25 protein-coding genes are annotated in these 26364 nt (G+C 63.7%); 13 read left to right on the top strand and 12 right to left on the bottom strand.

Annotated features, from left to right (window positions below; genetic code table 11):
* The first annotated feature begins 64 nt into the window (after window positions 1-64).
* The 3 genes from nudE to J9885_RS01780 all read left to right on the top strand — a co-directional run bounded on the left by nudE (window position 65) and on the right by J9885_RS01780 (window position 3208).
* Complete coding sequence (gene nudE, locus J9885_RS01790; RefSeq protein WP_043763069.1) at window positions 65-673, top strand: ADP compounds hydrolase NudE; 609 nt, start codon at window positions 65-67, stop codon at window positions 671-673.
* A 43-nt stretch (window positions 674-716) separates the two neighbouring features.
* The gene (gene cysQ / locus J9885_RS01785; protein ID WP_206219379.1) at window positions 717-1529 is read left to right on the top strand and encodes a 3'(2'),5'-bisphosphate nucleotidase CysQ; all 813 of its coding nucleotides are present in this window, start codon (window positions 717-719) and stop codon (window positions 1527-1529) included.
* A gap of 410 nt (window positions 1530-1939) precedes the next feature.
* Window positions 1940-3208 (top strand): aromatic amino acid transport family protein, encoded by a 1269-nt coding sequence (locus tag J9885_RS01780; protein ID WP_043763078.1) that lies wholly within the window; start codon window positions 1940-1942, stop codon window positions 3206-3208.
* 73 nt (window positions 3209-3281) lie between these two features.
* Here J9885_RS01780 and J9885_RS01775 read toward each other — a convergent pair whose 3' ends face one another.
* The 3 genes from J9885_RS01775 to metJ all read right to left on the bottom strand — a co-directional run bounded on the left by J9885_RS01775 (window position 3282) and on the right by metJ (window position 4803).
* A complete protein-coding gene (locus tag J9885_RS01775; RefSeq protein ID WP_134694569.1) occupies window positions 3282-3620 on the bottom strand; it encodes a tRNA-binding protein in 339 nt (112 codons plus the stop codon).
* An 83-nt stretch (window positions 3621-3703) separates the two neighbouring features.
* A complete protein-coding gene (locus J9885_RS01770) occupies window positions 3704-4444 on the bottom strand; it encodes an AraC family transcriptional regulator (RefSeq protein WP_210547904.1) in 741 nt (246 codons plus the stop codon).
* Between the two features lie 35 nt (window positions 4445-4479).
* Entirely contained in the window at window positions 4480-4803 is a 324-nt protein-coding gene (gene metJ / locus J9885_RS01765) for a met regulon transcriptional regulator MetJ (RefSeq protein ID WP_005327165.1), read from the bottom strand.
* Window positions 4804-5011: 208 nt separating this feature from the next.
* Between metJ and metB the strand changes: the two genes are divergently transcribed.
* Window positions 5012-6190, top strand: coding sequence for a cystathionine gamma-synthase (gene metB, locus J9885_RS01760; protein WP_210547903.1), 1179 nt, complete (start codon window positions 5012-5014; stop codon window positions 6188-6190).
* A complete protein-coding gene (locus tag J9885_RS01755; protein ID WP_210547902.1) occupies window positions 6190-8646 on the top strand; it encodes a bifunctional aspartate kinase/homoserine dehydrogenase II in 2457 nt (818 codons plus the stop codon). The genes metB and J9885_RS01755 overlap by 1 nt, the downstream gene beginning before the upstream one ends.
* 75 nt (window positions 8647-8721) lie before the next feature.
* Here J9885_RS01755 and J9885_RS01750 read toward each other — a convergent pair whose 3' ends face one another.
* Together J9885_RS01750 and J9885_RS01745 are read right to left on the bottom strand one after the other, a co-directional pair.
* A complete protein-coding gene (locus J9885_RS01750) occupies window positions 8722-9411 on the bottom strand; it encodes an LrgB family protein (RefSeq protein ID WP_043763091.1) in 690 nt (229 codons plus the stop codon).
* Entirely contained in the window at window positions 9404-9805 is a 402-nt protein-coding gene (locus tag J9885_RS01745; RefSeq protein ID WP_210547901.1) for a CidA/LrgA family protein, read from the bottom strand. Before J9885_RS01745 ends, J9885_RS01750 begins: the two co-directional genes overlap by 8 nt.
* Window positions 9806-9932: 127 nt before the next feature.
* Between J9885_RS01745 and J9885_RS01740 the strand changes: the two genes are divergently transcribed.
* Window positions 9933-10808, top strand: a complete 876-nt coding sequence (locus J9885_RS01740; RefSeq protein ID WP_210547900.1) for a LysR family transcriptional regulator — start codon at window positions 9933-9935, stop codon at window positions 10806-10808.
* A 3-nt stretch (window positions 10809-10811) separates the two neighbouring features.
* Here the strand turns inward: J9885_RS01740 and J9885_RS01735 are convergent, their stop codons facing one another.
* The 3 genes from J9885_RS01735 to J9885_RS20060 form a co-directional block, all read right to left on the bottom strand.
* Window positions 10812-11663 (bottom strand): hypothetical protein, encoded by an 852-nt coding sequence (locus J9885_RS01735; protein WP_210547899.1) that lies wholly within the window; start codon window positions 11661-11663, stop codon window positions 10812-10814.
* A 154-nt stretch (window positions 11664-11817) separates the two neighbouring features.
* A complete protein-coding gene (locus tag J9885_RS01730) occupies window positions 11818-13245 on the bottom strand; it encodes a PLP-dependent aminotransferase family protein (RefSeq protein ID WP_210547898.1) in 1428 nt (475 codons plus the stop codon).
* Window positions 13242-13376 carry a hypothetical protein gene (locus tag J9885_RS20060; protein WP_282598273.1) on the bottom strand — a complete coding sequence of 45 codons (135 nt, stop codon included), beginning with the start codon at window positions 13374-13376 and terminating at the stop codon, window positions 13242-13244. The genes J9885_RS01730 and J9885_RS20060 overlap by 4 nt, the downstream gene beginning before the upstream one ends.
* 139 nt (window positions 13377-13515) lie before the next feature.
* On the opposite strand from J9885_RS20060, the gene J9885_RS01725 reads away from it, so the two are divergent.
* From J9885_RS01725 to J9885_RS01715, 3 genes are read left to right on the top strand one after another with little or no spacing between them, the layout of a single operon-like run.
* Window positions 13516-13983, top strand: coding sequence for an OsmC family protein (locus J9885_RS01725; protein ID WP_210547897.1), 468 nt, complete (start codon window positions 13516-13518; stop codon window positions 13981-13983).
* A gap of 18 nt (window positions 13984-14001) precedes the next feature.
* Entirely contained in the window at window positions 14002-14439 is a 438-nt protein-coding gene (locus J9885_RS01720) for a rhodanese-like domain-containing protein (RefSeq protein WP_210547896.1), read from the top strand.
* Complete coding sequence (locus J9885_RS01715) at window positions 14429-15178, top strand: GNAT family protein (RefSeq protein ID WP_210547895.1); 750 nt, start codon at window positions 14429-14431, stop codon at window positions 15176-15178. Before J9885_RS01720 ends, J9885_RS01715 begins: the two co-directional genes overlap by 11 nt.
* A gap of 82 nt (window positions 15179-15260) precedes the next feature.
* Here J9885_RS01715 and ybaK read toward each other — a convergent pair whose 3' ends face one another.
* Window positions 15261-15731 carry a Cys-tRNA(Pro) deacylase gene (gene ybaK / locus J9885_RS01710; protein ID WP_043763115.1) on the bottom strand — a complete coding sequence of 157 codons (471 nt, stop codon included), beginning with the start codon at window positions 15729-15731 and terminating at the stop codon, window positions 15261-15263.
* Between the two features lie 178 nt (window positions 15732-15909).
* Between ybaK and J9885_RS01705 the strand changes: the two genes are divergently transcribed.
* Window positions 15910-17391 carry a diguanylate cyclase gene (locus J9885_RS01705; RefSeq protein ID WP_210547894.1) on the top strand — a complete coding sequence of 494 codons (1482 nt, stop codon included), beginning with the start codon at window positions 15910-15912 and terminating at the stop codon, window positions 17389-17391.
* Window positions 17392-17472: 81 nt separating this feature from the next.
* Here the strand turns inward: J9885_RS01705 and J9885_RS01700 are convergent, their stop codons facing one another.
* From J9885_RS01700 to argE, 3 genes are all read right to left on the bottom strand, one after another.
* A complete protein-coding gene (locus J9885_RS01700) occupies window positions 17473-19053 on the bottom strand; it encodes an EAL domain-containing protein (protein ID WP_210547893.1) in 1581 nt (526 codons plus the stop codon).
* Between the two features lie 283 nt (window positions 19054-19336).
* Complete coding sequence (gene ppc / locus J9885_RS01695) at window positions 19337-21970, bottom strand: phosphoenolpyruvate carboxylase (protein WP_210547892.1); 2634 nt, start codon at window positions 21968-21970, stop codon at window positions 19337-19339.
* A 215-nt stretch (window positions 21971-22185) separates the two neighbouring features.
* Window positions 22186-23331 (bottom strand): acetylornithine deacetylase, encoded by a 1146-nt coding sequence (gene argE, locus J9885_RS01690; protein WP_210547891.1) that lies wholly within the window; start codon window positions 23329-23331, stop codon window positions 22186-22188.
* Window positions 23332-23592: 261 nt separating this feature from the next.
* Between argE and argC the strand changes: the two genes are divergently transcribed.
* The 3 genes from argC to J9885_RS01675 are packed head-to-tail and all read left to right on the top strand — an operon-like array spanning window position 23593 to window position 26340.
* On the top strand, window positions 23593-24600 hold the full coding sequence (gene argC, locus J9885_RS01685; RefSeq protein ID WP_134694593.1) for an N-acetyl-gamma-glutamyl-phosphate reductase: 1008 nt from the start codon (window positions 23593-23595) through the stop codon (window positions 24598-24600).
* Between the two features lie 23 nt (window positions 24601-24623).
* Window positions 24624-25403: an acetylglutamate kinase gene (gene argB, locus J9885_RS01680; RefSeq protein WP_210547890.1), complete on the top strand. Its 780-nt coding sequence runs from the start codon at window positions 24624-24626 to the stop codon at window positions 25401-25403.
* 25 nt (window positions 25404-25428) lie between these two features.
* Window positions 25429-26340 (top strand): ornithine carbamoyltransferase, encoded by a 912-nt coding sequence (locus tag J9885_RS01675; RefSeq protein ID WP_043763129.1) that lies wholly within the window; start codon window positions 25429-25431, stop codon window positions 26338-26340.
* The last annotated feature ends 24 nt before the right edge of the window (window positions 26341-26364 follow it).

Below are 26364 nucleotides of genomic sequence, written 5' to 3'. Positions count from 1 at the left end.
GTGGTGTTCGCCCTGGTAGTCGTTTACTCTTGAAACACGATTTTTTAACGAGCAGTCAGCCCCGATGAGCGATCCCCGCAAGCGCAACCCCGTGCACCTCAGTGCCGAGACCATGGCCCACGACAAGAGCAAGCCAGAGATCCTCAAGGCCGAGATAGTGGCCGAGAGTCGCTTGTTCAAGGTGGAGTCCCTGCACCTGAAATTCTCCAACGGCGAGGAGCGGGTCTACGAGCGGATGCGTGGCGGCAACCGGGGCGCCGTCATGGTGGTGCCCCTGTTCGATGCCCATACCCTGCTGTTGGTGCGCGAGTACGCGGCGGGTACCCACTCCTACGAGCTGGGCTTTCCCAAGGGGCTGATCGACCCGGGCGAGAGCGCCCTCGAGGCAGGCAACCGGGAGCTGATGGAGGAGGCGGGCTTCGGGGCCGCCAGCCTGACCCTGCTCAAGCAGGTGTCTCTGGCACCGGGGTACTTCTCCAGCCGGATGGACATCTTGCTGGCGCGGGATCTCTACCCCGAGCAGCGGGTCGGCGACGAGCCCGAACCCCTCGAGGTGATCCCCTGGCCCCTCAACCGCATCGATGACTTGCTGGCGCGCCCCGACTTCACCGAGTCGCGCAGCATCAGCGCCCTGCTGCTGGCCCAGAAGTGGCTGGCGGAGCAGGAGGATTAGCCCGTTCGGGGCTGTTTGGTAATCAGAGACAGAGGGCAGGACTATGCAGGAGTTGTTGGCCTGGATACCGGAGGTCAAGGAGATCGCCCGCGAAGCGGGGCGGATCCTTCACGAGATCTATCGCGGCGGTCAGTTCGAGCGCCAGTTGAAGGAGGATGCGACCCCGGTCACCAGTGCCGATCTTGCTGCCGACGCCTACCTCAAGCGGGCGCTGTCGGCGCTCACTCCCCATGTGCCCGTACTGACGGAAGAGGCGGCCGACATCCCCTTCAGCCAGCGTGCCAACTGGCGCCAGTACTGGCTGGTGGACCCGCTTGACGGCACCGGCGAGTTCATCGCCGGCAGCGGTGACTTCGCCACCCTGATCGCCCTGGTGCGGGACAATGTGCCGGTGCTCGGGGTCATCTATGCCCCCGAGTCGGACCTGCTCTACTGGGCGGTGCGCGGTCACGGCGCCTTCAAGGAGGCGAATGGCGAGGTGCATCCCATCAGCGCCATTCACCATGAGCACGATCAGCCCGACTCCCTGGTGGTGGCCATCAGCCGTCGCCAGAAACTGGAGAACCTGACCCGTCGCCTCAACCCTGCCATCCATTACGAGTTGATCCCGCTGGGTTCCAGCTCCCTCAAGTCCTGCCTGGTGGCGGAGGGGGTCGCCGACTGCTACGTGCGGCTCGGCCCCACCGGCGAGTGGGACACCGCCGCCGCCCAGTGCATCGTCGAGGCGGCGGGTGGCCGCATCCTCAGCCTGGCGCTGCAGCCGCTGCGCTACAACGAGACGGAGTCGCTGGAGAACCCGGACTTCATCGTGATGGGGGATCCTGAGCTCGCCTGGGGCAGGATCCTGGCCCACTGAGCCCTGGCGTGAGTACCATATGCAACCATCAGGCGGCTTCAGGGTCGCCTGATTGCTTGGTGCGTTCTGCTGTCTATTTACGGAGTATTCAGTTTCATTCGCTGGTTAATCAGCTTGTGGTAGTGGATCGTCTCAATCATGCAGGATTAACTGGTGCATCTTTTCATGTAATTCTGAAAAGGTTCATTTCACCAAAATAAAAAATCAAACCTGAATGCTAATTTGGTTTTATATTTTGTGTTATTTATTTTTTTGGGATTAAATAAATAGCGCACCTGCCAATACTCGCCCAATCTCACTGGTAAACCTCGGTTCAGCCAGTGAGATCTGCCACTGTCCATTTTTGAGAATTAAATTCTAAAGTAGCACAATGTTTTTAGATTTTAATACTATGTAAAAGTGGTTTACCGATGAGTTTATCTGCAGAGGCCTCCCGGGAGCTGTCCGCCTCCCAATCCACCCCGACTGCCAGCAGCTGGCGCCGTCACGACACCCATTGGGTCATCAGCCTGTTTGGCACCGCTGTCGGTGCCGGCATCCTGTTCCTGCCCATCAACCTGGGGCTGGGGGGGATCTGGCCCCTCATGGTGGTCGCCGTACTGGCCGGTCCCATGACCTTCCTGGCCCACCGCGGGCTGGCGCGTTTCGTGCTCTCCTCTTCCCGTCCCCACGCCGACTTCACCGAGGTGGCCGAGGAACACTTCGGCAAGATGGCCGGTCGCCTCATCTCGGCCCTCTACTTCCTCTCCATCTTCCCGATCCTGCTCATCTATGGCGTCGGGCTGACCAACACGGTGGAGAGCTTCATGGTCAATCAGCTGGGCACCGCCATGCCGGATCGGGTGATGCTCTCCGGTGTGCTGGTGTTCGCCATGATCGCTGTGATGCTGGCCGGGGAGAAGGCGATGCTGCGCGCCTTCGCCGTCATGGTTTACCCGCTGGCGGCGATCCTGCTGGCGCTCTCCTGCTACCTCATTCCCCAGTGGCAGTGGCCGGAAGTGACCGCCTTTGAAAGCGTCAGCTTCCTCAACACCGTCTGGCTGGCGTTGCCGGTCACCGTGTTCGCCTTCAGCCACGCCGCCGCCATCTCGGGCTTTGCCAACGTGCAGCGTCGGGAATACGGCGAGCAGGCGGAGGCCAAGAGCGGCCTGATCCTGCGCAACACCACCGTCATGCTGGTGGGCTTCGTGCTCTTCTTCGTCTTCTCCTGCGTGCTGAGCCTCTCCCCGGCCCAGCTGGCCGAGGCCAAGGCCCAGAACGTTTCCGTGCTCTCCTATCTCGCCAACATCACCGACAACCCGGTGATCGTGACCCTGGGGCCGCTCATCGCCTTCATCGCCATCAGCTCCTCCTTCCTCGGCCACTTCCTGGGTGCCCGCGAAAGCCTCAAAAGCCTGCTCGCCAAGCCCACCGGCCTGTCGCTGGCGAAGGCGGACAAGCTCGGCATCGCCCTGATGTTCTTCGCCATCTGGGGGGCGGCCGTCATGAACCCGGGTATCCTGGGACTGATGGAGACCCTCTCAGGCCCTGTCATCGCCATGATCCTCTTCATCATGCCGGTGGTGGCCATCTACAAGGTGGAGGCGCTGGCCCGCTTCCGTCACGGCTGGGTGAACGGCTTCATTCTGGTGACCGGTGCCCTGGCTGTCTCGGCCTTGCTCTTCAGCCTGATGAAGTGACCGCGTTTCGCAAACAGCAAAAAGAGAGAGGCGACCCCGGGGTCGCCTCTCTCTTTTCATGGGGCCTGCTGCGTCAACCCAGCCTGGCACCGTTCTCCACCGCCTGCTCAGGGATGGCGATCACCACGGCGCCATCCGGGCGGTAGAAGCCGGTCAGCAGGAACTCCGACTGGATGGGCCCTATCTGCTTGGGGGGGAAGTTGACCACGGCGACGATCTGGCGGCCCACCAGATCCTCCGGTCGATAGAGGTCGGTGATCTGGGCGCTGCTCTTGCGCACCCCGAGCTCGGGGCCAAAATCCGCCCACACCTTGTAGGCGGGCTTGCGCGCCTCGGGGAAGGGCTCGACCCGCACCAGAGTGCCGACCCTGAGCTCCACCATCTCGAAATCCTGCCAGCTTATGGTCTGCATCTTGGCTCCTCCTCTGCCATGGCTTGCATGGGCTCCAGCATGCCGTGAAAGGAGGGCGCTGTCTTCGGTGAGGGGCCGTTCGGTTACGGCAGGGAGCCGTTTTGTCGGCGCCAGAGAGTGGGGGTGAGGCCGGTCTCGGCCAGGAAGCGCTCGGCGAAGGCCCCTTGATTCTGGTAGCCGCAGCGACTGGCCACCTCGCCGATGGGCAGGGCGGTCCGGGCCAGCAGGGTGCGGGCCAGCGTCAGGCGCCGCGCCAGGATGTAGCGGGAGACGCTCATGCCCACCTGCTGGCGAAAGGCATGCTTGAATTGGCTCTGGCCGAGGCAGGCGATGGCGGCGAGTCGCTCGTTGGTGAGGTGCTGGGCGAGGTGGGCCTCGATATGGCGCTGTACCCTGGCGATACGAGGGGCGATGGCGGGCATGCCGCGCCCCTCGGCCAGCAGCCCGAGCCATACCTGATCCATGCCGGCCAGATGGCGCCCCTCTGCCACCATGCGGTGCAGAAAGGCGAGATAATGCCGTTGAGTGTCGTCCAGCTCGAGGAAGGGACGTTCACCGAGGGAGTGGGGCAGCCAGTCGCTCTCCTGCACCAGAAACGAGAACGCCGGATCGGCGGCGTAGTCGTGGCGAAGGCCAGGCGGGATGACGCAGACCGACCCCGGGGCGAGGCGGCGCCCCTGGCCCTGCACCTCGATTTCGAGGGGGCCATCCAGGGGGATCACCAGCTGGGCATGGTCATGGCTGTGACTGTGTGTGTCGTGCTGGTAGCGGCGCAGGCTGAAGGGGGAGGCGGATAGCGATGACGCGGCACCGGGCCGCGTCATCGAAGGGAAAGCGTCGTTTGCCATGGGCAGCCGGATCACTCGGCGTCGAAGTCTTCGATTTCCTTGCCCAGCGCTTCCATGATGGCACGCGCCTCGGCGGGCACGCTGTCCGGATGATCCTTGCGCAGATCGTCGTCGCAAGGCAGCGGCTGACCGGTAAATGCGTGCAGGAAGGCCTCACAGAGCAGCTCGCTGTTGGTCGCATGACGCAGGTTGTTCACCTGGCGACGGGTGCGCTCATCGGTCAACACCTTGAGCACCTTGAGCGGGATCGAGACGGTAATCTTCTTGACCTGCTCGCTCTTCTTGCCGTGCTCCGCATAGGGGCTGACGTAGTCGCCGTTCCACTCTGTACCCATGTTCCACCTGTTCTCGTTTGGCCGTGAGCGCGGATTTTAACCCTTAAGGATTTCAATGGCAATCCAACAGCAAAGCCATTTAGACGTCTGGAAGTGTTGACGGCTTTTTTAAGCTGGCGTAGTGTGGTGCACCATGAGCCTGCAATGGCGGGATGACGCGTGGCAGCAACAGCGAACCGGCGTTCGAAGAGACATCAAGGAGAGTGACATGACCCACAAGGCCACCCTGGCGGTACGCACCGGGATTGAGACAGACACACAGCACGGTGCCGTGGTGCCGCCCATCTACCTCTCCAGCAACTACACCTTCGCCGACTTTGGCGAGCCCCGTCAATACGACTATGCCCGCTCCGGCAACCCGACCCGCACCAACCTGGCGGACGCTCTGGCAGCCCTGGAAGGGGGCGCCGGTGCCGTCGTGACAGGCACCGGCATGGGGGCCGTCCACCTGGTGACCACGGCCCTGCTCAAGGCGGGAGATCTGCTGATCGCTCCCCACGACTGCTACGGCGGCACCTGGCGCCTGTTCGAGTACCTGGCGGCCAAGGGCCACTACCAGGTGCAGTTCGTCGATCAGGGGGACGAGGCGGCGCTGGCCGAGGCACTCTCGCAAAAACCGGCGCTGGTGTGGGTAGAGACCCCCTCCAACCCGCTGCTGCGGGTGGTGGACATCGCGGCCATCGCCGAGGCATCTCACGCGGCGGGCGCCCGGGTGGTGGTGGACAACACCTTCCTCTCCCCCCTGTTGCAGCAGCCGCTGGCGCTCGGGGCGGACGTGGTGGTCCACTCCACCACCAAGTACATCAACGGCCACTCCGACGTGGTGGGCGGGGTCGCGATCGCCAAGGAGGCCGCGCTGGCCGAGTCCCTGGTGTGGTGGGCCAACTGCCTGGGGCTGACCTCAGGTGCGTTCGATTCCTACCTCACCCTGCGGGGCCTGCGCACCCTGGCCCCACGGCTGCGCGCCCACCAGGAGAACACGGATCGCATCCTCGCCTTCCTGCAGACCCAGCCGCTGGTCAAGCGCATCTATCACCCCAGCCTGCCGAGCCATCCGGGCCACGACATTGCGCGCCGTCAACAGTCCGGCTTCGGCGCCATGCTAAGTTTTGAGCTCGATTGCAACGAGTCGGGCATTCGCGCCTTCCTCGCGGGCCTTACCTTCTTCTCGGTGGCCGAGTCCCTCGGCGGGGTGGAGAGCCTGGTGGCCCACCCGGCCAGCATGACCCACAGGGCCATGACACCGGCGGCCCAGCAGGCGGCGGGCATCAGCGCCCAGTTGCTGCGCCTCTCGGTCGGCATCGAACACGGTGAAGATCTGGTGGCCGATCTGGCTAGAGGTTTTGAACAGGCGCAGTTGGCACAACAGGCAGAACAGGTGAAGTAATGGAACAGCAACAGCAAGGAGAGTGTGTGGTGGTGACAGAGGCAGTCTTCAAGCGGCGCCATGTGCACAAGTTCGGCGGCAGCAGTCTGGCGGATCCGGTCTGCTATCGCCGGGTCGCCGCCATCATAGAGCAGCAGGCGGGTGGTCATGAACTGGTGGTGGTCTCCGCCGCTGGCAAGACCACCAACCGGCTGATCCAGCTGGTGGAGCTGGCCGAGGCGGGGGACGAAGCCGCCGGGGAAGCCATCACGGCCCTGCACGCCTACCAGCAGAGCCTGATCGACGGCCTGCTGGAAGGGGAGCTGTTGCTCTCCCTGAGCCAGCAACTGGCGGACGACATGCAGCTCATCGCCAAGACCCTGGAGGGACAGTTTGACCGCTTCGAGCGCAACGGCCTGCTCGCCTTTGGCGAAGTGTGGTCGGCGCGCCTCCTGGCCGCCCTGCTCACCAGTCGTGGCGAACCTGCCGCCTGGCTCGATGCCCGCAGCTTCCTGCGCGCCGAGGATGGCGCCCTGGTCAAGGTGGATACCGCCCTTTCCAGCGAACTGCTCAAGGCCCGCCTGGCGGAGCATCCCGGCCGCATCGTGGTGACCGGCTTCATCGCCGCCGACATGGAAGGGCGTTCCCTGCTGCTGGGGCGCAACGGTTCCGACTACAGCGCCAGCCTGCTGGCAGCCCTGGCGGACGGCGAGTCCACCACCATCTGGAGCGACGTGGCCGGGGTCTACAGTGCCGACCCGCGTCGGGTGAAGGAGGCGCGCCTGCTGGAGCGTCTGAGCCTCGCCGAGGCCAACGAACTGGCCCGTCTCGGATCCTCCGTGCTCCATTCGCGCACCCTGCAGCCGGTGGCGGACAGCCGCCAGCGCCTGACCCTGCGTTGCAGCTACAACCCGGACGAGGGGTGCACCCACATTCTGCGCCGCGCCCCGCGCTCCGGCGGTGCCCGCATCGTCTCCTCGGTGGATCAGATAGCCCTCATCGAGTTGAAGGTGCTGCCGCAGACCCACTTTGAGCAGACGGTGGCAGCCATCGAGGCCCACCTGGCCCGTCATCGCCTCCACCCGCTCACCCTGCAGCGCCAGCCGGATCGCCGGGTGCTGCGCCTTGCCTACACCCTGGAGGTGGCACAAGGGGCCTTCGAGGTACTGCGGGACTTCCAGCTGCAGGGCAACTTCACCGGCCTCATCCAGAAGGAGGGGTTCAGCCTGGTCGCCCTGGTGGGCGCCGGCGTCACCGACAACGCCGAGCAGTGCCACCGCTTCTACCAGTTGCTGGCGGATCAGCCCCTGGAGTTCGTCCAGGTGGCCAAAGACGGCCTGAGCCTGGTGGCCGTGCTGCGCCAGGTGGTGCTGGAGCCGTTGCTCATCGCCCTGCACAGCGCCCTGTTCAGCCGCCCGACCCGGGTCGGCCTGGTGGTGTTCGGCAAGGGCAACATCGGCGGCCACTGGCTGGGGCTCTACGCCCGGGAGAAGGCGCGCCTCGAGCACGAGCTCAATCTGGCACTCACCCTCTACGGGGTGTTCAGCTCGGAAGGGGGGTTGCTGGACGAGGAGGGGCTGGACCCGCTCAAGGTGCGCGACAGCTTCAATCCCAGGCCGCTCATCTGGCCCGAGCTGCTCTCCCAGCTGGAGCAGCACGGCTTTGACGCCCTCATCGCCCTGGACCTGACCGCGAGCGAGACGGTGAGCCGTTATTACCCGGACTTCGCCCAGCTCGGCGTCCACATCATCGCCGCCAACAAGTTTGCCGGTGCCGCCGACAGCGAGTTCTACCAGCGCATCAAGCAGACCTGCCGCGACCATCAGGTGCAGTGGCGCTACAACGCCACCGTGGGGGCCGGGCTGCCCATCCAGTCCAGCATCCAGATGCTGCGCCAGAGCGGTGACCGCATCCAGGGAGTCTCCGGCATCTTCTCCGGCACCCTCTCCTGGCTGTTCCAGCAGTATGACGGCACCCGTCCCTTCTCCGAGCTGGTGGACGAGGCGTGGCAGCACGGCCTGACGGAGCCGGATCCCCGGGAGGATCTCTCCGGCCAGGACGTGCGCCGCAAGCTGCTCATTCTGGCGCGGGAGGCGGGCTTCGAGCTCGACTCCGCCGATATCGAGCTGGAGAACCTGGTGCCCCCGGCCCTGCGCAAGGTGAGCACGGATCAGTTCATGGACCGGCTCAAGGATCTGGACGATCCCATCCTGACCGCGTTCGAGGGGGCGCGCCGGGTCGGCAAGGTACTGCGCTACGTCGCCCGCTTCGAGCACGACGGCAAGGCGCGGGTCGGGCTGGAGGCGCTGGAGCCCCACCACCCGTTTGCGAACCTCTTGCCCTGCGACAACGTGTTCGCCATCGAGAGCGACAGCTATCGCACCAACCCTCTGGTTATCCAGGGGCCGGGGGCGGGTCGCGAGGTGACGGCGGCCGCCATCCAGTACGATCTGTGGCAGATCTGCGCCAGCCTCTGAGGCTGCATGACACCACGCAATGAGAAGAGGCGCCCTGGGGCGCCTCTTTTTTGTTGGATGATTGGCGGGAGGGCGTTACCAGAACAGCCGACCCAGCAGGGGGGCGAGCAGCACGGTGGCCATGCCGGCGATCATCATCACCATGCTGGAGACCACCCCCTCCTCGTTGCCCATCTGATAGGCCCGTGCTGTCCCGGCCCCGTGGGCCGAGGCGCCGAACCCCGCCCCCTTGCCGAGGCGGCTGCGGATGGCGAGCACGGTCAGCACGCTCTCCCCCACCGCCATGCCGATGACGCCGGTCAGCACCACGAACAGGGCGGTGAGGTCGGCGTTGCCCCCCACGGAGCGGGTCGCCTCCACCGCAAAGGGGGTGGTGATGGAGCGCATGGCCATGCTGCGCTGCAGCAGCTCGGAGAGGTTCAGCCAGCGGGCCAGCAGCACAGTGCTGCCCACCGCCATCACCACGGACGCCACCACCCCCACCGACAGGGAGAGCCAGTGGCGGCGCATCAGCTGACGGTTCTCGTAGACGGGCACCGCGAAGGCGACGGTAGCGGGCCCCAGCAGCCAGAGCAGCCAGCGGGATTCCGCCATGTAGTCCTGATAGGGGATGTGGAACAGCATCACCACCGCCACCAGCAGGGTGGGGGCCAGCAGCAGGGGCATCAGGGGCAGGATGCGCTTCTTGCCATAGAGCCACTTGCTGGCGTAGTAGAAGAGCAGGGTGAGGGCGAAGCAGAGCAGGCCGAGCAGGGAGTCAGACATGGCGGCGACTCCGGCGGGCCAGCTTCAGCTCGAGGCGATAGACCCTGTCCACCACCAGCGCCGTGGTGCCGAACACCAGCACAGTGCTGACGACCAGCACCACCATGATGCGCCACCCCTCCTGCAACAGCAGATCCTGATAGTTGACCACGGCCACCACGGCGGGCACGAAGAAGAGCAGCATCTCCGCCAGCAGCCAGCGGGCGCCGGCGCTGAACCACCGGGCTTTCACCACGCCGAGCAGGATGCAGACGAGCAGCAGCAACATGCCGGTCAGGTTGGCGGGCAGCGGCAAGTGGAAGGTGCGTACCGCTGTGTCGGCCAGCAGCCAGATGGCCGCCAGCAGGGCGATTTGGAAGGGGGTTTGCAACCAGCGAAGGCAGAGGGTTTTCATGGCGGGCATCTTTCTGTGAACCTGCTCACAGTATAAAGATGGCCAAAACCTGCAAAAAATGAATTTAAATTATCAAATTCATGCCAAAGAGGCATGATTAAGGCTCTTTGCCAGCCAGGAGATCGCCATGGATATCCGAGCCCTGCGTTACTTCGTCGAGCTGGTGCGGGAGCAGAGCTTCACCCGTGCCTCCGAGAAGTTGTTCGTCACCCAGCCCACCATCAGCAAGATGATCCGCAACATGGAGGAGGAGCTGGGCCAGCCCCTGCTGAACCGCGCGGGGCGCCGCTTCACCCTGACCGACAGCGGCCAGGTGCTGTTCAATCGGGCCCAGACCATATTGGCGGAGATGCAGCAGCTGGAGGCGGAGCTGGCGGATCTGCAGAGCCTGCGCTTCGGCCGGCTGGCCCTCGGCATTCCCCCCATGGTGGGCCACGTCTATGCGGACCTGATCCGCGCCTATCGCAGCCGCTATCCGAAGGTGGAGCTCTCCCTGGTCGAGTACGGTGGCCGGCGCATCGAGCAGGCGGTGCTGGAGGGAGAGCTGGATCTCGCCATCACCATGCTGCCGACCCGGGAGGAGGGTGCCATCTGCACCCTGGTGCTGGACCAGTACCCCATCCGGGTGGTGCTGCCGGATCAGCCGCTCTGGCGGGAGAGCCGGGAGATCCGACTGGAGGACTTGAAAGAGGAACCTTTTCTGCTCTACACCCAGGCCTTCACCCTGAGCGAGCGGCTGGAGCAGGGGTGTGCGGAGGCGGGCTTCGTGCCCCAGGTGGCGGCGCGCAGCAGCCAGTGGGACTTTCTCACCGCCATGGTGCGCAGCGGCATGGGGGTTGCCTTCCTGCCCGAGCCCATCTGCCGGCGACTGACGCCGGATGGCCTGGTGCTGCGCCCCCTGGTGCCGGAGCTGAGCTGGCGGCTCGGGGTGATCTGGCCAAGGGATCGCTACCTCTCCCGCACCGCTGAGGCCTGGCTCGCCCTCTGCCGCGAACAGGGTTAGGGGTCAGTGCTTCTGGCTGCCCTGGCGATCAATGCCAAAGTCGTCCCGGGCAGGATCATAGAGGTAGGCCTTGTAGTCGGCCCCGGAGCCGGGCAGCAGGGGATTGGCCAGGCTGAACATCTGCCGTGACGCCAGCCGGGTGAAGGCCAGGGAGGGCTGGAAGTGCTGGCGCCAGAGCCGCTTGAGGGAACCGTCCTCCCAGGCCAGTTGCAGACCGAGCCGCAGGCGCTCGCGCTCCTTGCCGTAGTTCGCATGGCTGTAGAAGGCGTGGAGCAGCGGGTAGAAGAGGACCAGATGGTTATCGACCGCCAGCTCGGGCAGATCGGGGTGGTGGCGCTCCCACTCCGTCAGTATCTCGTTGGCCCCGCGGCAGAAGAGGTCGACCCGGCCACGGGCCACCAGGCGAAACAGCGACTCGTAGTTGCTCACCTCATGTACCCTGAAGCCGTTGTAGCGCAGGATCTCCGCATCACGCCACCCCTTGCCCACCCCCTGGCTGAAACCCTGCAACTGGGCAAGAGAGTTGACGCTGGCCAGCGCCTGCGCGCTGTCCTGCCCGACGAAGCAGACCCGGTAGCTGAGAATGCCGAGATCGATGGGGAAGGGGAGCAGGCTGACCTCGGGATGAGGCCGCTCCTGGGGCCAGCTGTCGATGATGAAGAGGGCGCTCTTGCCCGGCTTCTGCACCTCGATCCGCATCCTGGCCTTGTTCATCCTGACCGCATCCAGCAGCTCGTAGTCACCGTATTCGGGGCGGGTCTTCTCCAGCGCCAGCTGCATCGCCGCACGGTAGTAGTCCATGCGGGCGTCTTCACTGCTTTCCGGGCCGATCAGCGTGAATCGGGTGGCCGCCATCGGGGAGGACGGGAGGATGAGCGCGAGGAGGAGAAAGAGGAGTCGGTGCATCTGGGCCCTGTTCTGCTGCGTCGTTGCGCCCAGTATAGTGCGCCCTTCCCCCTTGGACCCAGCGCTATCAGGCTCTGGCACCTCTGACCTGTCGGCGTGCCGGTCAGACGGTGCGCATCAATTGCCCCAGGCGGCGGCAGAGCTGGCGCAGGGTCTGGTTGTCGAGGCTGGCAAAGCCGAGCAGCCAGCCCTCCCGCTCGGGGACGGCGAGGTGGAACTGGTGCAGGGGACGCAGCCCCAGCCCCCGGGCGTTGGCGATCGCTGTCCAGCGCGCCTCCCCGCCGGGGGGCAGCTGCACGGCGCACTGCAGACCGGCACCGCTGTGGATGGGGGAGAGGGCGGGGCAGTGCTCGGCCAGCTCCGCCAGCAGCAGATCCCGCCGGCTCTGATAGACCAGGCGACTCTGGCGCAGGTGGGTGGCGAAGTGGCCGCCCCGAATGAAGTCCGCCGTCACCGCCTGCTGGAACTGGTTGCTGTGGCCATCGACCGCGGCCCGGGCCCGGCTGAAGGCGGTCATCAGCGGCCGTGGCAGCACCAGATAGGCGAGACGCAGCGAGCCGAACAGCACTTTGCTGAAGGTGCCCACGTAGAGGACGCGCCCCTGGCCGTCCAGCCCCTGCAGGGCGGGCAGCGGGCGCTGGTCGTACTGGTACTCCCCGTCGTAGTCATCCTCCAGGATCCAGGCGCCGTGCCGCTCGGCTTCGGCCAGCAGCGCCATTCGCCGACTCAGGCTCATGGGCACGCCGAGGGGATACTGGTGGGCCGGTGTGCAGTAGATGAGCCTGGGCCTGGGGTACGCCCCCGCCGGCTGGAGACCCTCCTCGTCCACCGGCACCGGGTGCACGCGGGCCCCAGCACTCTCCATGGCGGTGCGGGCCCCCGGATAGCCGGGATCCTCCACCCAGACTGTGTCCCCGGCATCGATGAGCAGCTGGGTCGCGAGCAGTATGCCCTGCTGGGAGCTGGTGAGGATCAGGATCTGATCCGGCTCGCACACCACGCCACGGGACTGCACCAGATAGCTGCTGATGGCGGCCCGCAACTCCCCCAGCCCCTGGGGATCCCCGTAGTTCATCCAGTCGCCGGCGCGCTGGCGCCACTGCTGCTGCATCAGTCGCCCCCAAAGCGCCTGGGGGAAGAGGCGGGGATCCGGCTGGCTGGAGGCAAAAGAGGCCCCCACTTCGGGCACGTCGTGGCAGGCGCCGCTCAGGGCCATCTCCTGACCACGGCGGGAGAGGCCCGCCGCCGACTGGGGTGGGCGCGGCGCCGGGCGTACCGCCGCCAGGGCGACGAAGCTGCCGGCCCCCATCTTGCGCACCAGGTATCCCTCCGCTTCGAGCCGGCCATAGGCCAGCTCCACCGTGCTGCGGGAAACGCCGAGATCCCGTGCCAGGGGGCGACTGGCGGGCAGGCGACTGTGCAGGGGCAGGTGACCCGCCAGAATCGCCTCCCTAAGAGTGCGCACCAGCTGTTCATGGAGCGGCAGATCGTGTTGCGCCTGGCTGGCAAAGAGTGTGGGCAGGACCGTCATGGTTGTCTCCGGTTTAGCAGGAGACGGTGACCCCCTTCGGACATCACCTCCCTGAGAGTGCGTACCAGCTGCTCATGGAGCGGCAGATCGTGCTGCGCCTGGCTGGCGAAGAGTGTGGGCAGGACCGTCATGGCTGGCTCTCTCTGGGGAAAGTGGTCTGCTCATATTGGCAAAATTGGTCGGCGTGGCAAGGCCATTTTATCGCTACATTGTTGGACAGGCAGTGACGCCAGCCCATTGGCGTCACGATTGGCAACAGAAGGAGTCTGCATGTCGGAATACAACGCCACCATCAGTTGGCAGCGGGGGGCCCACGAGCCCTTCGTCGATCAGCGCTACAGCCGGGCCCACGAGTGGGCGTTCGATGGCGGGGTCAGGGTGCCGGCCTCCTCCTCACCCCATGTGGTGCCGCTGCCTTATTCGGTGGCCGAGAATGTGGATCCGGAGGAAGCCTTCGTGGCAGCCCTCTCCAGTTGCCACATGCTCACCTTCCTCTGGCTGGCGGCGAAGGCGGGCTATCTGGTGGAACGCTACCGGGACGAGGCCGTCGGCATCATGGCGAAGAACGGGCTGGGGCGCCTCGCCATGACCGCAGTCACCCTGCGCCCCAGGGTCGTCTTCGGGGGCGAGCGCGAGCCAACCTATGACGCGCTGGCGCAACTGCACCACCAGGCCCACGAGGAGTGCTTCATCGCCAATTCGGTCAACACCGTCGTCACCACAGAAATAGTCGTCTAATCACAAGGAGTGTTCAGGATGAGTCATGTATTGCGTACCGGGGTGGCGAGCCCCGTGGAAGCCAGCGCCTTCTTCGAAGCCCAGCTGAAGTTTCGTACCGATCCGGCGGATCTGGCTGCGGATCTGCTGGCCGGGGAGGCGGGCATAGTGATCATCGACACCCGCTCCCCCGAGCATTACGCCGAGGGGCACATTCCGGGTGCCGTCTCCTTCCCCCATCGCACCATGAATCCGGAGACAACGGCGCGGCTGGCCCGGGACAAGGTCTATGTCTGTTATTGCGACGGCATCGGCTGCAACGGCTCGACCCAGGGTGCCTACAAGCTGGCGGCGCTCGGTTTCGAGGTCAAGGAGCTGATAGGAGGCCTGCACTGGTGGCGCCAGGACGGTTTTGCGGTCGCCACCGGCATCGAACCCGGTGTGCTGCTGGAAGGGGGGATCACCTGTGCCTGCTGATAGCCAGACAAAGCAAGAGGCCCCCTTCACCAACCGCTTTGGTCAGCCTCTGGGCCAGGCGCTGCCCGAGTGGCGCGGCGCCGAATTTCCCCCTCACCGGGAGCTGAGCGGCTGGGGCTGCCTCCTGGCGCCGCTCGATCCCGAGCGCCACAGTACCGATCTGTGGCAGGCCTTCGACGCCGACAACGGGGCCATGTGGACCTATCTCACCAGCGGCCCCTTCGCGGACGAGGCGGCCATGGGGGAGTGGCTGCGTGGGATCAGCCTGAATGCAGATCCCCAGTTCTACGCCATCGTAGACGAGGCGAGCGGCAAGGCGCTGGGACTTGCCAGCTACCTGCGCATCGACCCCCGGGCAGGCAGCATTGAAGTGGGCTGGCTGCACTTCTCGCCAGCCTTGCAGCAGTCGCGGTTGGCGACGGCGGCCATGGCACTGATGATGGACAATGCCTTTGCCCTGGGTTATCGCCGCTACGAGTGGAAATGCAACGCGCTGAACCGCCCCTCCTGGCAGGCGGCGCTGCGCCTCGGCTTCCATTATGAGGGGACCTTCCGTCAGGCCAGGGTGGACAAGGGGCACAGTCGGGACACGGCCTGGTTCTCCGTCATCGACGGCGAGTGGCCCGCCCTGAAGGCGTGCTTCGCGCGCTGGCTGGACGAAGGCAACTTCGATGCGGCAGGGCGCCAGCGGCTGCGCCTCTCCGAGCTGACCGCAGCCTGCCGTCTGGCAGAGTCATAGGGAAGGGGAAGGCGGACTCTATCGCCCGCCGTGTTCTGGTCACCCGCGAAGGGGCTCCGATGTCGGAGCCCCTTCGTTCTGATCAGTCGTGGTGATCGCCGATGGGGGCGGCAATCCAGTTCATCAGGCGCACCATGTCTGCCGGCGCCACCCCGACCGAGAGGCCGCGCTTGCCGCCGCTGACCAGGATCTCGTCGAAGGCCATGGCGGAGTCGTCCAGCACGGTGGGCAACGGCTTCTTCTGGGCCAGGGGACTGATGCCGCCCACCTTGTAGCCGGTCAGCTTCTCGGCGTCGAGGGGCTTCATCATCTCCACCTTCTTGAGCCCGGTCGCCTTGGCGAGTTGTTTGAGGCTGCACATGCCCGATGAGGGGACTATGGCGACCACCGCCTGCTTGTCGTGATGGGCGAGCAGCGTCTTGAACACGCGTTCCTCGGGCAGGCCGAGCTGGGTCGCGGCATGCTTGCCGAAATCGTCGTGGGCCTCGCATTCGTAGGGATAGAGCTTGTGGGGGATCTTCAGCTTCTTCAGCAGGTTGATGGCGGGTGTCATGGGGTCTCCTCGAGCCAGGGCAAGGCCAGACAGTCTGCGCCCGGGCGCCGGATGTGGCAAGCCCCGGACAGTATCTAACGGGTCCTGTGTTCGCGTAACCGGAGGCTGGAGCCTATGCTCTGAACTCTTGTTCCCGCATTTCAGCGGGGGGCGTCGGCGAGCGAAAGGAATCGTAGCCATGAATACCCCAGCAATTCATCCTCGAAACATCGAGGCGTTCGATCGTTATGAATCCCTGGCCAGGCAGACGGCGCTGGAGCGGGCCTACGGTATGGTCGAGTTCGATCTCGATGCGCATATCGTGTCGGTCAATCCACTCTTCTGCAATATGCTCGGGTACGAACCCGAGGCGCTGGTTGGTCAATCCCACCTGCTGTTGTTGCCACGGGAGCAGCACGTCGAGCATGCCCTCTTCTGGCAGAGGGTGCTGAACGGTGAAATCCACTCGGGGGAATTTCGCCGGATCACGCGAGAGGGTGGCACGCTCTGGATCCATGCGACCTATATGCCCATCACTGACGAGAAGGGAACCCTGCTCGGGGTGATCAAGCTGGCTCACGACATCACCTCCGGGGTACTGGCCAAGCAGCGGGTCGAGTTGCAGAGCCGGCTGTTCGACATCGTCGTGGCCGCCCACCAGAGCTTTCTGCTCGACCGCAACCTCGCATCCGCCTGCGACACCGTCTTTGAGCGGCTGCTGAGCGTCAGCCAGAGCACCTATGGCTTCATCGGCATCCTTCAGTACGAGGAGGGGAACCCCAGCCTCTACGTTCCCTCCATCTCCAACGTCTCCTGGGACGAGCAGACCCATGCCTGGTACGAACAGCAGCGCCAGAACCGGGGCGGCCTCATCTTCAGCAAGCTCGACAACCTGTTCGGTCACGTGGTCACCCACAATATCCTGGTGTGCTGCAACGATCTGCCGAGCCACCCGGCGAGCCGCGGTGTCTCCCCTCGCGGTCATCCCCATCTGGACAGCTTCCTCGGCATTCCCATCCGCCACAAGGGGGAGGCCATCGGCATGATAGCCCTGGCCAACCGCCCCGGTGGCTTCGACGATGCGCTGGTGGCCCTGCTCGAGCCGCTGACCACGGCACTGGGGACCCTGATCCATGCCCGCAACCTGGAGGATGAACGCAGTCGCATGGAGCGGGTACTGCGCTTCAACGCCGAGCACGACTTTCTTACCAAGCTGCCCAACCGCAGCAGCTTCTTCAGCCAGGCCAACGTGGTGCTGGAGCACATCCAGCGCCATCCTGCCGGGGGAGAGGCCTGCTGTCTGGCGCTGATAGACATCGACTTCTTCAAGCAGATCAACGACGAGCATGGTCACCTCGCCGGGGATGCGGTGCTGGAAGAGCTGGCCAGCCTGCTGATGCAGGCGGTGCGCAGCAAGGATCTGGTGGCACGCTTTGGTGGGGAGGAGTTCATCATGTTGCTGCGGGGGGTGGGTCTGGAGGAGGCCCATGCCATCATGGAACGCACCCGCCAGCTGGTGGAGCGTCACCACTTCGTCTATCAGCAGCAGGCGATCACCGTCACCATCAGCGTGGGACTCACCTCCTATCAGATGGGCTATCGTCGCATGGATGACTGGCTGCAGTGCGTGGATCAGCGCCTCTACGAGGCCAAGCGCCGGGGGCGCAACCGGGTTGCCTAGGCGGTTGGGACACTGGATACAAGAAGGGCGCCATCAAGGCGCCCTTGGTTTGAGGGGCGGCTAGCTCGATGAGCTCGAGCCCTAACCTGTTGCAGCCCCGTGGTGCGTGCTATCCGATGTGGCAGCAAGGGCGGTCGGGGAGGACGCTCTTTTCTCTGTGATGATGTGGGTCAGCCTCGCGGCCGGCAGGGCCTTGTAGAACAACCAGCCCTGGATGAAGGCGTGCTTGTCGAACGACTCGATCAATCTCAGTTCGTGCGGGCTCTCCACCCCCTCGAAGACGAGCTGCTTGTTCAGCTTGGCGATGCCGTTGAGCATGGAGATGAAGAGATCCCTCTTCAGCTCTTCATGCAGGCCATGGATAAATATCTTGTCCAGTTTTATCTCGTCGAAATCGATGGATGTCAGCCAGACAATGTTGGATGCGCCCGTACCAAAGTCATCCAGTGATACCTTGAATCCCTTCTTGCGTGCGTCGGCGGCGAACGCCGATATTTTTTGATGGTACTCGTTGATCCTCTCTGTTATTTCAAGCTTGATCTGATGAGGCTTTATATCGTGCAGGATGACTTGCTTGTGCAGGTAGTCTAGATATTCCGGTTTGTTGATTTCATAGTTGCTGACATTCAATGAAATCATCAGGCTGTTATCTTGCTTGAGCAGGTGCTGCAAATCATCCAGGGCACGATGTGCAATAAAGAAGGAGATGTTTTTATATAGTGCGAGTTTGGTGGCGATGGGAATGAAAAGCTCGGGGGAGACCTGTCCATATAACTCATCCTTCCAGCGCAGCAGCGCTTCCACTCCGACAATATGATGCTGCACGGCATGCACCACGGGTTGATATTCAAGGTAGAGCTCTTCTCTTTTTATCGCACGTATCAAACGAAACTCGAGAGATCGCTTCTCCTCTTGATAGCTGGTAACCGAGAAGGCGATGAGGCCGCCGAAACAGATTGCGATGATGCAATACAAGGTGATCAGCAGCGGGTGATAGGCGAGGATGCCTGCCCTGTCATTGTAGGTCACGATGCAGTAGTCGAAGGCGTCGCTGCACAGCCGGGTCGACAAGGTTGAAAGAGGAGTGCTTGCAGTGGGGGAGCCTGCCGACGAGATGAACTTGTGCTCCCCGTTCCTGGTGACGAGCTCATATGAAAAGTCAGTGGTGTCCTTGTATATCTGCTCCGCTCTCAGACGGGAAGAAAACGCCACGACGTTGCCGAGGCGAGTCATATTTCTGATGAGCCGGGAGGGGAAGAGATCGCGAGGCTTGAGATAAACTTCGAATCCGGAGGCCGTGATGAAGTCATGGCGGGGAAGCCGAGATTGTTTCTCCAGGATCCCCCAGTTGGCAGTACATATCAGCTTGTCACCCTCAGCGAGGCCGATATCATCAACGTAAGGATAATTGGAGGCGATGATTCTGATTTTATCTATGGAGGGTTTGTCGCATTCAATGAGGCCGGCCTGGTTGACGTCACGCAATGAGGTTGCAAGTTGTAACGTGACCTCATCCGATTTTATTAATATGCTTTTTGAGAAAGCGAGTTGCTTGTTTTTCTGAAACGCCATGGTGGAATAATGGCCGGCAAGCAAAAATAAAAGCAATGAAATAAAACTGCCCAAATAAATGCGTTGATTGCCAGCAACAGACTTCAACATGCAAAGTTCTCATCATCGCCCCTGCCAAGTGACGAGAGTATCCCAGCCCGAAGAAGGCTGACAAGGCTTAATTCGAGACTGAATATCACTGTGACATGGCGATATTATTTTGGTTTTCAATTGAGTTCTTTTTACGCCCTGGTGGTTACTCCCTCGGGGGATATGAGGGGGAATGTATCGCACCCTGGTCGCGCCCCAGGCGGGCAGGGGCACAGCATGGCAGATATAAAAAGGGCGCCTTGCTGGCGCCCTTTGGCTGGAAGGAGGCTGGATAGCCAGCCTGTCAGCCGGTGTTGCGCATGCCTGCCGCGATGCCTGCGATGGTGACCATCAGGGCCTGATCCAGCTCGGGGTGCAGGGTCTCCGGGTGGTTGCGCGAGCGGTTGAGCAGCTCGGCCTGCAGCACGTTGAGCGGGTCTGTGTAGGGGTTGCGCAGCTTGATGGACTCCTTGATCCAAGGCTGATCGTCCAGCAGGTCGCCCTGAGGGCGCAGTTTCAGCACCACCTGGATGGAGTCGGAAAGCTCCTGACGCAGCTGCTTGCCCAGGCCCCACAGCTCTTCCGGTACCAGACGGGTGTCGTAGTACTCGGCGAGCCAGAGGTCGGCCTTGAGGAACACCATCTCCAGCATCTCCAGACGGGTGCGGAAGAAGGGCCACTGGCGGCTCATCTCGTCCAGCACCGCCTTCTGGCCGTCATCGATGGCCTGCTGCAGCCCCTTGTGGGCGCCGAGCCAGGCCGGCAGCATCAGCCGGTTCTGGGTCCAGGCGAAGATCCACGGGATGGCGCGCAGGCTCTCGACGCCGCCGTTGGGCTTGCGCTTGGCGGGACGGGAGCCGAGCGGCAGCTTGCCCAGCTCCATCTCCGGGGTGGCGGCGCGGAAGTAGGGCACGAAGTCCGGGTGACCGCGCACTATGCTGCGATAGTGATCGCAGGAGACGGCGGCCAGCTGCTCCATCACGGCGCGCCAGCTCTCCTTCGGCTTGGGTGGCGGCAGCAGGTTCCCCTCCAGCACGGCGCTGGTGTAGAGGTTCAGGCTCTGGATGGCCACTTTCGGCAGGCCGAACTTGAAGCGGATCATCTCCCCTTGTTCGGTGACCCGCAGACCGCCGCGCAGGGATCCCGGCGGTTGGGACAGGATCGCCTGATGGGCAGGGGCGCCACCACGACCCACGGTACCGCCACGGCCATGGAACAGGGTGAGGCGGATATTATTGGCCTCAGCCAGCGCCACCAGAGACTCCATGGCGGCATACTGGGCCCAGCCGGCGGCCATCATGCCCGCATCCTTGGCGGAGTCGGAGTAGCCGATCATCACGTACTGACGGCCCTGGATGTAGCCGCGATACCAGTCCACCGACAGCAGGCGCTCCATCACGGCGGTGCCCGCCATCAGGTCTTCCTGGGTCTCGAACAGCGGGGCGACCGGCATGCGGAACTTGCAGCCGGCTTCCTTCAGCAACAGCTGTACCGCCAGCACGTCGGACGGCGCGCCGGCCATGGAGATGATGTAGATGCCGAACGCATCCGGGTCGTGACCGGCGATCACCCGGCAGGTGTCGATGGTCTCGCGGGTCTCGTCGCTTGGCTCCCAGTCGGTCGGGATCAGCGGGCGGCGGGAGTTCAGCTCGCGCAGCAGGAAGGCCTGCTTGTCCTCCTCGCTCCACTCGGCGTAGTCGCCCACGCCGAGGTAGCGGGTCAGCTCGGAGAAGACCTGGCCGTGGCGCTCGCCATCCTGACGGATGTCCAGCTTGACCAGGTGGATGCCGAAGCAGGCCAGCTTGCGCAGCACGTCCAGCAGCATGCCGTCGGCGATGTTGCCCATGCCGCAGGCGTGCAGGGAGTGGTAGCAGAGCTCCAGCGGCTCGCGCAGCTGGGCGGTGCTCTTGACCAGATCCCGGCTCTCGCTCGCCTGGCCCTGCACCTTGGCAGTCAGGAATTCCTGGGTCTCGCGCAGCTGTTCGCGCAGCTCGCGCACCAGGGCACGGTAGGGCTCGGGATTGTCGCCGACACGGGCGCGCACGGCCTCGGTACAGTCGGCCATGGAGAGCTCGGAGGTGAGCTCCTTGATGTCCTTGTAGAACAGGCTCACCGCCATCCAGCGGCCCAGCTCCAGCACCTCGGCGGTCACCTTGGCGGTGACGAAGGGGTTGCCGTCGCGGTCACCGCCCATCCAGGAGGTGAACTTGACCGGCGCGGCGTCCAGGGGCAGACGCACACCCAGGTGGTGTTGCAGACGCTCGTCCAGGTTGCGCATGAATTCGGGGATGGCCGGCCACAGGCTGTTTTCCACCACGGCGAAGCCCCACTTGGCCTCGTCCACCGGGGTCGGGCGCTGTTCGCGGATCTCGTTGGTGTGCCAGGCCTGGTTGACCAGTTGCTCGATGCGATTGAGGATCTTGTCCCGCTCGCGAGGCAGAAGATCGGAGAGTTCCAGCGCCTCGAGGCAGTCGTTGAGCTGAACGTGTTTGTGGATCAGGGTGCGACGGGTCACCTCGGTGGGGTGGGCGGTCAGCACCAGATCGATGTCCAGCTCGCGCACGGCCTGGATGATGGCTTCCTGGGAGAGGTTCGAAGACTTCAGCTTGGCGAACATCTGCTCCAGCGGATCCGGGGTGCAGACCTGCTCTTCGCAGCGGCGGGAGATGGTGTGGAACTGCTCCGCCACGTTGGCAAGGTTGAGGAACTGGCTGAAGGCGCGGGCCACGGGCAGCAACTCGTCGTCGGAGAGGGTGCGCAGGGTCTCGAGCAGGCGCTCTCTGTCCGCCTCGTTCCCCTTGCGGGAGGACTTGGCCAGTTGACGAATGGTCTCAATCTTGTCGAGGAAGGGTTGCCCCTGATGGTCCTTGATGGATTTACCCAGCAGTTGGCCCAACATGCCTACGTTGGCCCGTAGTGCGGCGTACTTTTCGTTCATTCCACATCCTTATTTTGTTGGTGCCTCCTGACCTTCCGGGGACGGGAGGCGACCTCACTTATTGTTGTGCGATTACAACATATGCTCCGTCATCTTAGGGGGACAATCTACCCAGATTGTCTGCGCAAGGTCAAATAACAAGCCGATTCAGAACATGTATTTCCCTCACCTCTCCGGGGACGGCTTGTTATGTAACTTACTTACATTCCCCCTGGTCAGAGGCAGAAGCGCCGGATCAGGTGCTGCAGCACCGCCGTGGTCGGTTTGACAAACGACAGATCCAGGTATTCATCGGGCTGGTGGGCCTGGGCGATGTGGCCAGGGCCCAGCACTATTGTCTGGCATCCCAACTGCTGGATAAAGGGGGCCTCGGTGCAATAGTTCACGGATTGTGCGGCCTGGCCGCTCGCCTGCTCGGCCTCGCGCACCAGATCCGAGTCGTCCGCACAGGCATAGGCCGGGATGGGCTCGTGCAGGTGCTGCAGGTGCAGGCAGCCGGGCTGGTGGATCTCGATGGGGGAGAGCGCTTCTTTGAGCATGCCCATCAGCTCGTCGGGGCCGACTTGCGGGGTGGGTCTCATGTCGATGTGCAGCTCGCAGCAGCCGCAGATGCGGTTCGGGCTGTCACCCCCCTGGATGTAGCCGAGGTTCAGGGTGGGCTGGGGCACCGCGAAGCGGTGATCCGCGTACTTCTCCTTCAGATCCTGCTGGAGCCTGAGCACCTGACCCATGGCCTTGTGCATGATCTCCATGGCGTTGACGCCGTTGGCGGGATCCGAGCTGTGGCCGCTTCGGCCCGTGATGCGGATGGCCTCCGACATGTGCCCCTTGTGGGCCACCACGGGCACCAGCCCGGTGGGCTCGCCGATCACCGCGTAGTCGGGCTTGAGCTCGGCGGCAGCCGCGATGGCGCGGGCCCCGGCCATGGTGGTCTCCTCGTCGGCGGTCGCCAGGATGCGCAGCGGCTTGTGGAGGGTCTTGAGGTCTATCTCCTTGAGCGCCTCCACGATGAAGGCGAAGAAGCCCTTCATGTCGATGGTGCCGAGGCCGTAGAGGCGATCCCCCTCCTCGGTCACCTTGAAGGGATCCTTGTTCCAGGCGCCCTCATCGAATGGCACCGTATCGGTGTGGCCCGCCAGCAGCAGCCCCCCCTCGCCCTGACCATAGGTCGCCACCAGGTTGAACTTGCCCGGCAGATCCGGCAGCGCCGTCACCTCGCAGTGGAAGCCCAGCTGGCCGAACCAGTCAGCCAGCAGCCGGATCACCGCCTCGTTGCTCTGATCCCAGCGGGGATCCGTGCTGCTGATCGAGGGAATCGCAATAATATTCTTATAAAGTGAAAAAAAATCCAGATTGGCCATCAGCTCCTCCTTGCGTCCCCGGAATCTTTCTGTTAGAAAATACAAATGCAAAGTGAGTGCATGAATATTCTGTTCAGGTGCTCATCGACAAGGCCTCTAGTTGTAAGGGAAAGTTAATGTTCTGTCACCTGATCTGTAACCGACGACGCATATCCGCCTGAATTGCCCCTCCGCACTCGTTGCATCGAAGGGGCGATAGCCGACCCCTTGCACCGCGGCACCATGCTGCGAATTTCGAACCCAGACTTGGAATACTCAAACATGCTCAATACCGTTATCGTCGGTGCCAGTGGCTACGCGGGGGCCGAACTGGCCGCACTGGTCCAGAACCATCCACAACTCAAGCTGTTCGGCCTCTATGTCTCCGCCGGCAGCCAGGACGCCCACAAGCGTTTCTCTTCCCTGCATCCCCAGTGGGTTGGTGAGCTGGATCAGCCGCTGCTGCCCCTGGACGAAGACGGCATGACCCGGATCCTGACCCAGGCCGATCTAGTGCTGCTGGCCACCGCCCACGAGGTGAGTGCCGAGCTCGCACCCAAGTTCCTGGCCAAGGGGTTGCCGGTGTTCGATCTCTCCGGAGCCTTCCGGGTCAAGGATCAAGGGTTCTACTCCTCCTTCTACGGCTTCACCCACGACAGCGAGCAGTGGCTGGAGCAGGCCGCCTACGGCCTGGCCGAATGGAACGCCGAGGCCATCCAGGCCGCCCAGCTGATCGCGGTGCCGGGATGCTACCCGACCGCCTCCCTGTGCGCCCTCAAGCCGCTGCAGCAGGCAGGCCTGATTGCCGAAGGGTGGCAGCCCATCATCAACGCGGTCTCCGGCGTCTCCGGGGCCGGCCGCAAGGCGGCCATCAATACCAGCTTCTGCGAGGTGAGCCTGAACCCCTACGGCACCTTCAATCACAGACACCAGCCGGAGATCAGCCACCACCTCGGCAAGCAGGTGCTGTTCCAGCCCCACCTTGGCAACTATGTGCGGGGCATCCTGGCCACCATCTATGTGCAGCTGGCGGACGGCGTGACGCAGACCCAGGTAGACCAGGCCTATCTCAAGGCCTACGAAGGCAAGCCCCTGGTGCGCCTCACCGGCCAGATGCCCTCCATCCGCGGCGTGGCGAACACCCCTTACTGCGACCTTGCCTGGCAGCAGCAGGGCAACATGCTGGTGGTGGTCTCCGCCATCGACAACCTGCTCAAGGGCGCGGCCTCCCAGGCGATGCAGTGCATAAATATCAAATTTGGTTTTGAACCGGCCACCGGCCTGATTTAACGCTTTAGGAAAGGATCGAGAAGATGGACAAGCAGACGCTGGTAATCAAGTTGGGTGGTGCCCTGATCGAGAACGACGAGGCCCTGACCGCCCTGTTCGCCACCCTGAAAACCTTCCTGGACGAACAACACCGTCCCCTGGTGCTGGTGCACGGCGGTGGCTGCCTGGTGGATGACCTGCTCAAGGGGCTGGGGATGACCTCCACCAAGAAGCACGGCCTGCGGGTGACCCCGTTCGAGCAGATCCCCGTGATTGCCGGTGCCCTGGCGGGGACCGCGAACAAGATGATGATGGCCAAGGCCATCGCCACCGGCATTCCGGCGGTGGGGCTCTGCCTCGCCGACGGCGGTCTGTGTCAGGTGACCCAGCTCGATCCGGAGCTCGGCGCGGTCGGTGACTGCAAGCCGGGCAACCCGGCGCTGGTGGCCGGCATCCTGGGCCAGGGCCTGCTGCCTGTGGTGAGCTCCATCGGTATCACTGCCGAAGGTCAGCTGATGAACGTCAACGCGGATCAGGCGGCCACCGCCATCGCCGAGGCGCTGGGCGCGGATCTGGTGATGCTGTCCGATGTGAGCGGCATCCTGGATGGCAAGGGCAAGCTGGTACCGCAGCTGGACAAGCAGACCGCCCTGGATCTGATGGAGAAGGGTGTGATTAGCGATGGCATGGCGGTCAAGGTGAAGGCGGCCCTGCATGCCGCCGAGACCCTGGGCAAGCCGGTGTGTGTCGCCAGCTGGCGCTACCCGGATCAGCTGCTCAAACTGCTGGCCGGCGGTGCGGTTGGCACCCAGGTCTCTCTCTGATCTCCACCGGAACAAGGAACATCCGATGCAACATCTTCTGAAAGACAGCGACTTGAGCAAGGCCCAGATCGAGGCGCTGATCGCCCTGGGCAAATCGGTCAAGGCCGATCCGAAGAAATACAGCCAGGCCCTGGCGGGCAAGAGTGTGGTCACCCTGTTCGAGAAACCCTCCCTGCGCACCCGGGTCACCTTCGACATCGGCATCGCCAAACTGGGCGGCCACAGCGTCTATCTGGATCAGCAGAACGGGGCGCTCGGCAAGCGGGAATCGGTGAAGGACTTCGCCAGCAACCTGTCCCGCTGGTGCGACGCCATCGTCGCCCGGGTGTTCGACCACCAGACCCTGGTCGAGCTGGCCGAACACGGCACCGTGCCGGTGGTGAACAGCCTGTGCAACCTCTACCACCCCTGCCAGGGGCTGGCGGACTTCATGACCATCAGCGAGCACTACGCGGATCTGTCCAAGGTGAAGCTGGCGTATCTGGGTGATGGCAACAACGTCAGCCACTCATTGCTGCTCTTGGGGGCGACGCTTGGCACAGACGTGACTCTGATCTGCCCGAAAGGCCACGGCCCGGACACCCAGATCTTCCTGCAGGCCCAGGCGCTGGCGGCTCAATCCGGCGCCACCATCCACATCAGCGACGACGTGGCGGACATCGAAGGGTTTGACGTGGTGTATACCGATACCTGGGTTTCCATGGGTGACAACACACCAATGGAGCAGGTAAAAGATATCTTTATGCCTTACCAGATCAACCAGGCCCTGCTCGACCGCACCGGCATCCAGCACGTGCTGCATTGCCAGCCGGCGCACCGGGAACTGGAGATCACCTCGGAGGTCATGGACGGCCCAGCCTCCCTCATCATGGATGAGGCAGAAAACCGGATGCATATCCAGAATGCCGTGCTGCTGACCCTGCTCGGGCACAAGTAACGCGGCAACCGACCCAGAATCACA

It is taken from the genome of Aeromonas sp. SrichE-2G (assembly GCF_017939565.1).
GTDB classification, from domain to species: Bacteria; Pseudomonadota; Gammaproteobacteria; order Enterobacterales; family Aeromonadaceae; genus Aeromonas; species Aeromonas taiwanensis.
The sequence above is the reverse complement of the archived record's forward strand: the minus strand, read 5'-3'. Positions and strand labels throughout refer to the sequence as shown.

Excerpts from the sequence above, each read along its gene's own strand:
- nudE (WP_043763069.1), top strand. The coding sequence starts at position 65 with ATGAGCGATCCCCGCAAGCGCAACCCCGTGCACCTCAGTGCCGAGACC.
- cysQ (WP_206219379.1), top strand. The coding sequence starts at position 717 with ATGCAGGAGTTGTTGGCCTGGATACCGGAGGTCAAGGAGATCGCCCGC.
- J9885_RS01780 (WP_043763078.1), top strand. The coding sequence starts at position 1,940 with ATGAGTTTATCTGCAGAGGCCTCCCGGGAGCTGTCCGCCTCCCAATCC.
- J9885_RS01775 (WP_134694569.1), bottom strand. The coding sequence starts at position 3,620 with ATGCAGACCATAAGCTGGCAGGATTTCGAGATGGTGGAGCTCAGGGTC.
- J9885_RS01770 (WP_210547904.1), bottom strand. The coding sequence starts at position 4,444 with ATGACGCGGCCCGGTGCCGCGTCATCGCTATCCGCCTCCCCCTTCAGC.
- metJ (WP_005327165.1), bottom strand. The coding sequence starts at position 4,803 with ATGGGTACAGAGTGGAACGGCGACTACGTCAGCCCCTATGCGGAGCAC.
- metB (WP_210547903.1), top strand. The coding sequence starts at position 5,012 with ATGACCCACAAGGCCACCCTGGCGGTACGCACCGGGATTGAGACAGAC.
- J9885_RS01755 (WP_210547902.1), top strand. The coding sequence starts at position 6,190 with ATGGAACAGCAACAGCAAGGAGAGTGTGTGGTGGTGACAGAGGCAGTC.
- J9885_RS01750 (WP_043763091.1), bottom strand. The coding sequence starts at position 9,411 with ATGTCTGACTCCCTGCTCGGCCTGCTCTGCTTCGCCCTCACCCTGCTC.
- J9885_RS01745 (WP_210547901.1), bottom strand. The coding sequence starts at position 9,805 with ATGAAAACCCTCTGCCTTCGCTGGTTGCAAACCCCCTTCCAAATCGCC.
- J9885_RS01740 (WP_210547900.1), top strand. The coding sequence starts at position 9,933 with ATGGATATCCGAGCCCTGCGTTACTTCGTCGAGCTGGTGCGGGAGCAG.
- J9885_RS01735 (WP_210547899.1), bottom strand. The coding sequence starts at position 11,663 with ATGGCGGCCACCCGATTCACGCTGATCGGCCCGGAAAGCAGTGAAGAC.
- J9885_RS01730 (WP_210547898.1), bottom strand. The coding sequence starts at position 13,245 with ATGACGGTCCTGCCCACACTCTTTGCCAGCCAGGCGCAACACGATCTG.
- J9885_RS20060 (WP_282598273.1), bottom strand. The coding sequence starts at position 13,376 with ATGACGGTCCTGCCCACACTCTTCGCCAGCCAGGCGCAGCACGATCTG.
- J9885_RS01725 (WP_210547897.1), top strand. The coding sequence starts at position 13,516 with ATGTCGGAATACAACGCCACCATCAGTTGGCAGCGGGGGGCCCACGAG.
- J9885_RS01720 (WP_210547896.1), top strand. The coding sequence starts at position 14,002 with ATGAGTCATGTATTGCGTACCGGGGTGGCGAGCCCCGTGGAAGCCAGC.
- ybaK (WP_043763115.1), bottom strand. The coding sequence starts at position 15,731 with ATGACACCCGCCATCAACCTGCTGAAGAAGCTGAAGATCCCCCACAAG.
- J9885_RS01705 (WP_210547894.1), top strand. The coding sequence starts at position 15,910 with ATGAATACCCCAGCAATTCATCCTCGAAACATCGAGGCGTTCGATCGT.
- J9885_RS01700 (WP_210547893.1), bottom strand. The coding sequence starts at position 19,053 with ATGTTGAAGTCTGTTGCTGGCAATCAACGCATTTATTTGGGCAGTTTT.
- ppc (WP_210547892.1), bottom strand. The coding sequence starts at position 21,970 with ATGAACGAAAAGTACGCCGCACTACGGGCCAACGTAGGCATGTTGGGC.
- argE (WP_210547891.1), bottom strand. The coding sequence starts at position 23,331 with ATGGCCAATCTGGATTTTTTTTCACTTTATAAGAATATTATTGCGATT.
- argC (WP_134694593.1), top strand. The coding sequence starts at position 23,593 with ATGCTCAATACCGTTATCGTCGGTGCCAGTGGCTACGCGGGGGCCGAA.
- argB (WP_210547890.1), top strand. The coding sequence starts at position 24,624 with ATGGACAAGCAGACGCTGGTAATCAAGTTGGGTGGTGCCCTGATCGAG.
- J9885_RS01675 (WP_043763129.1), top strand. The coding sequence starts at position 25,429 with ATGCAACATCTTCTGAAAGACAGCGACTTGAGCAAGGCCCAGATCGAG.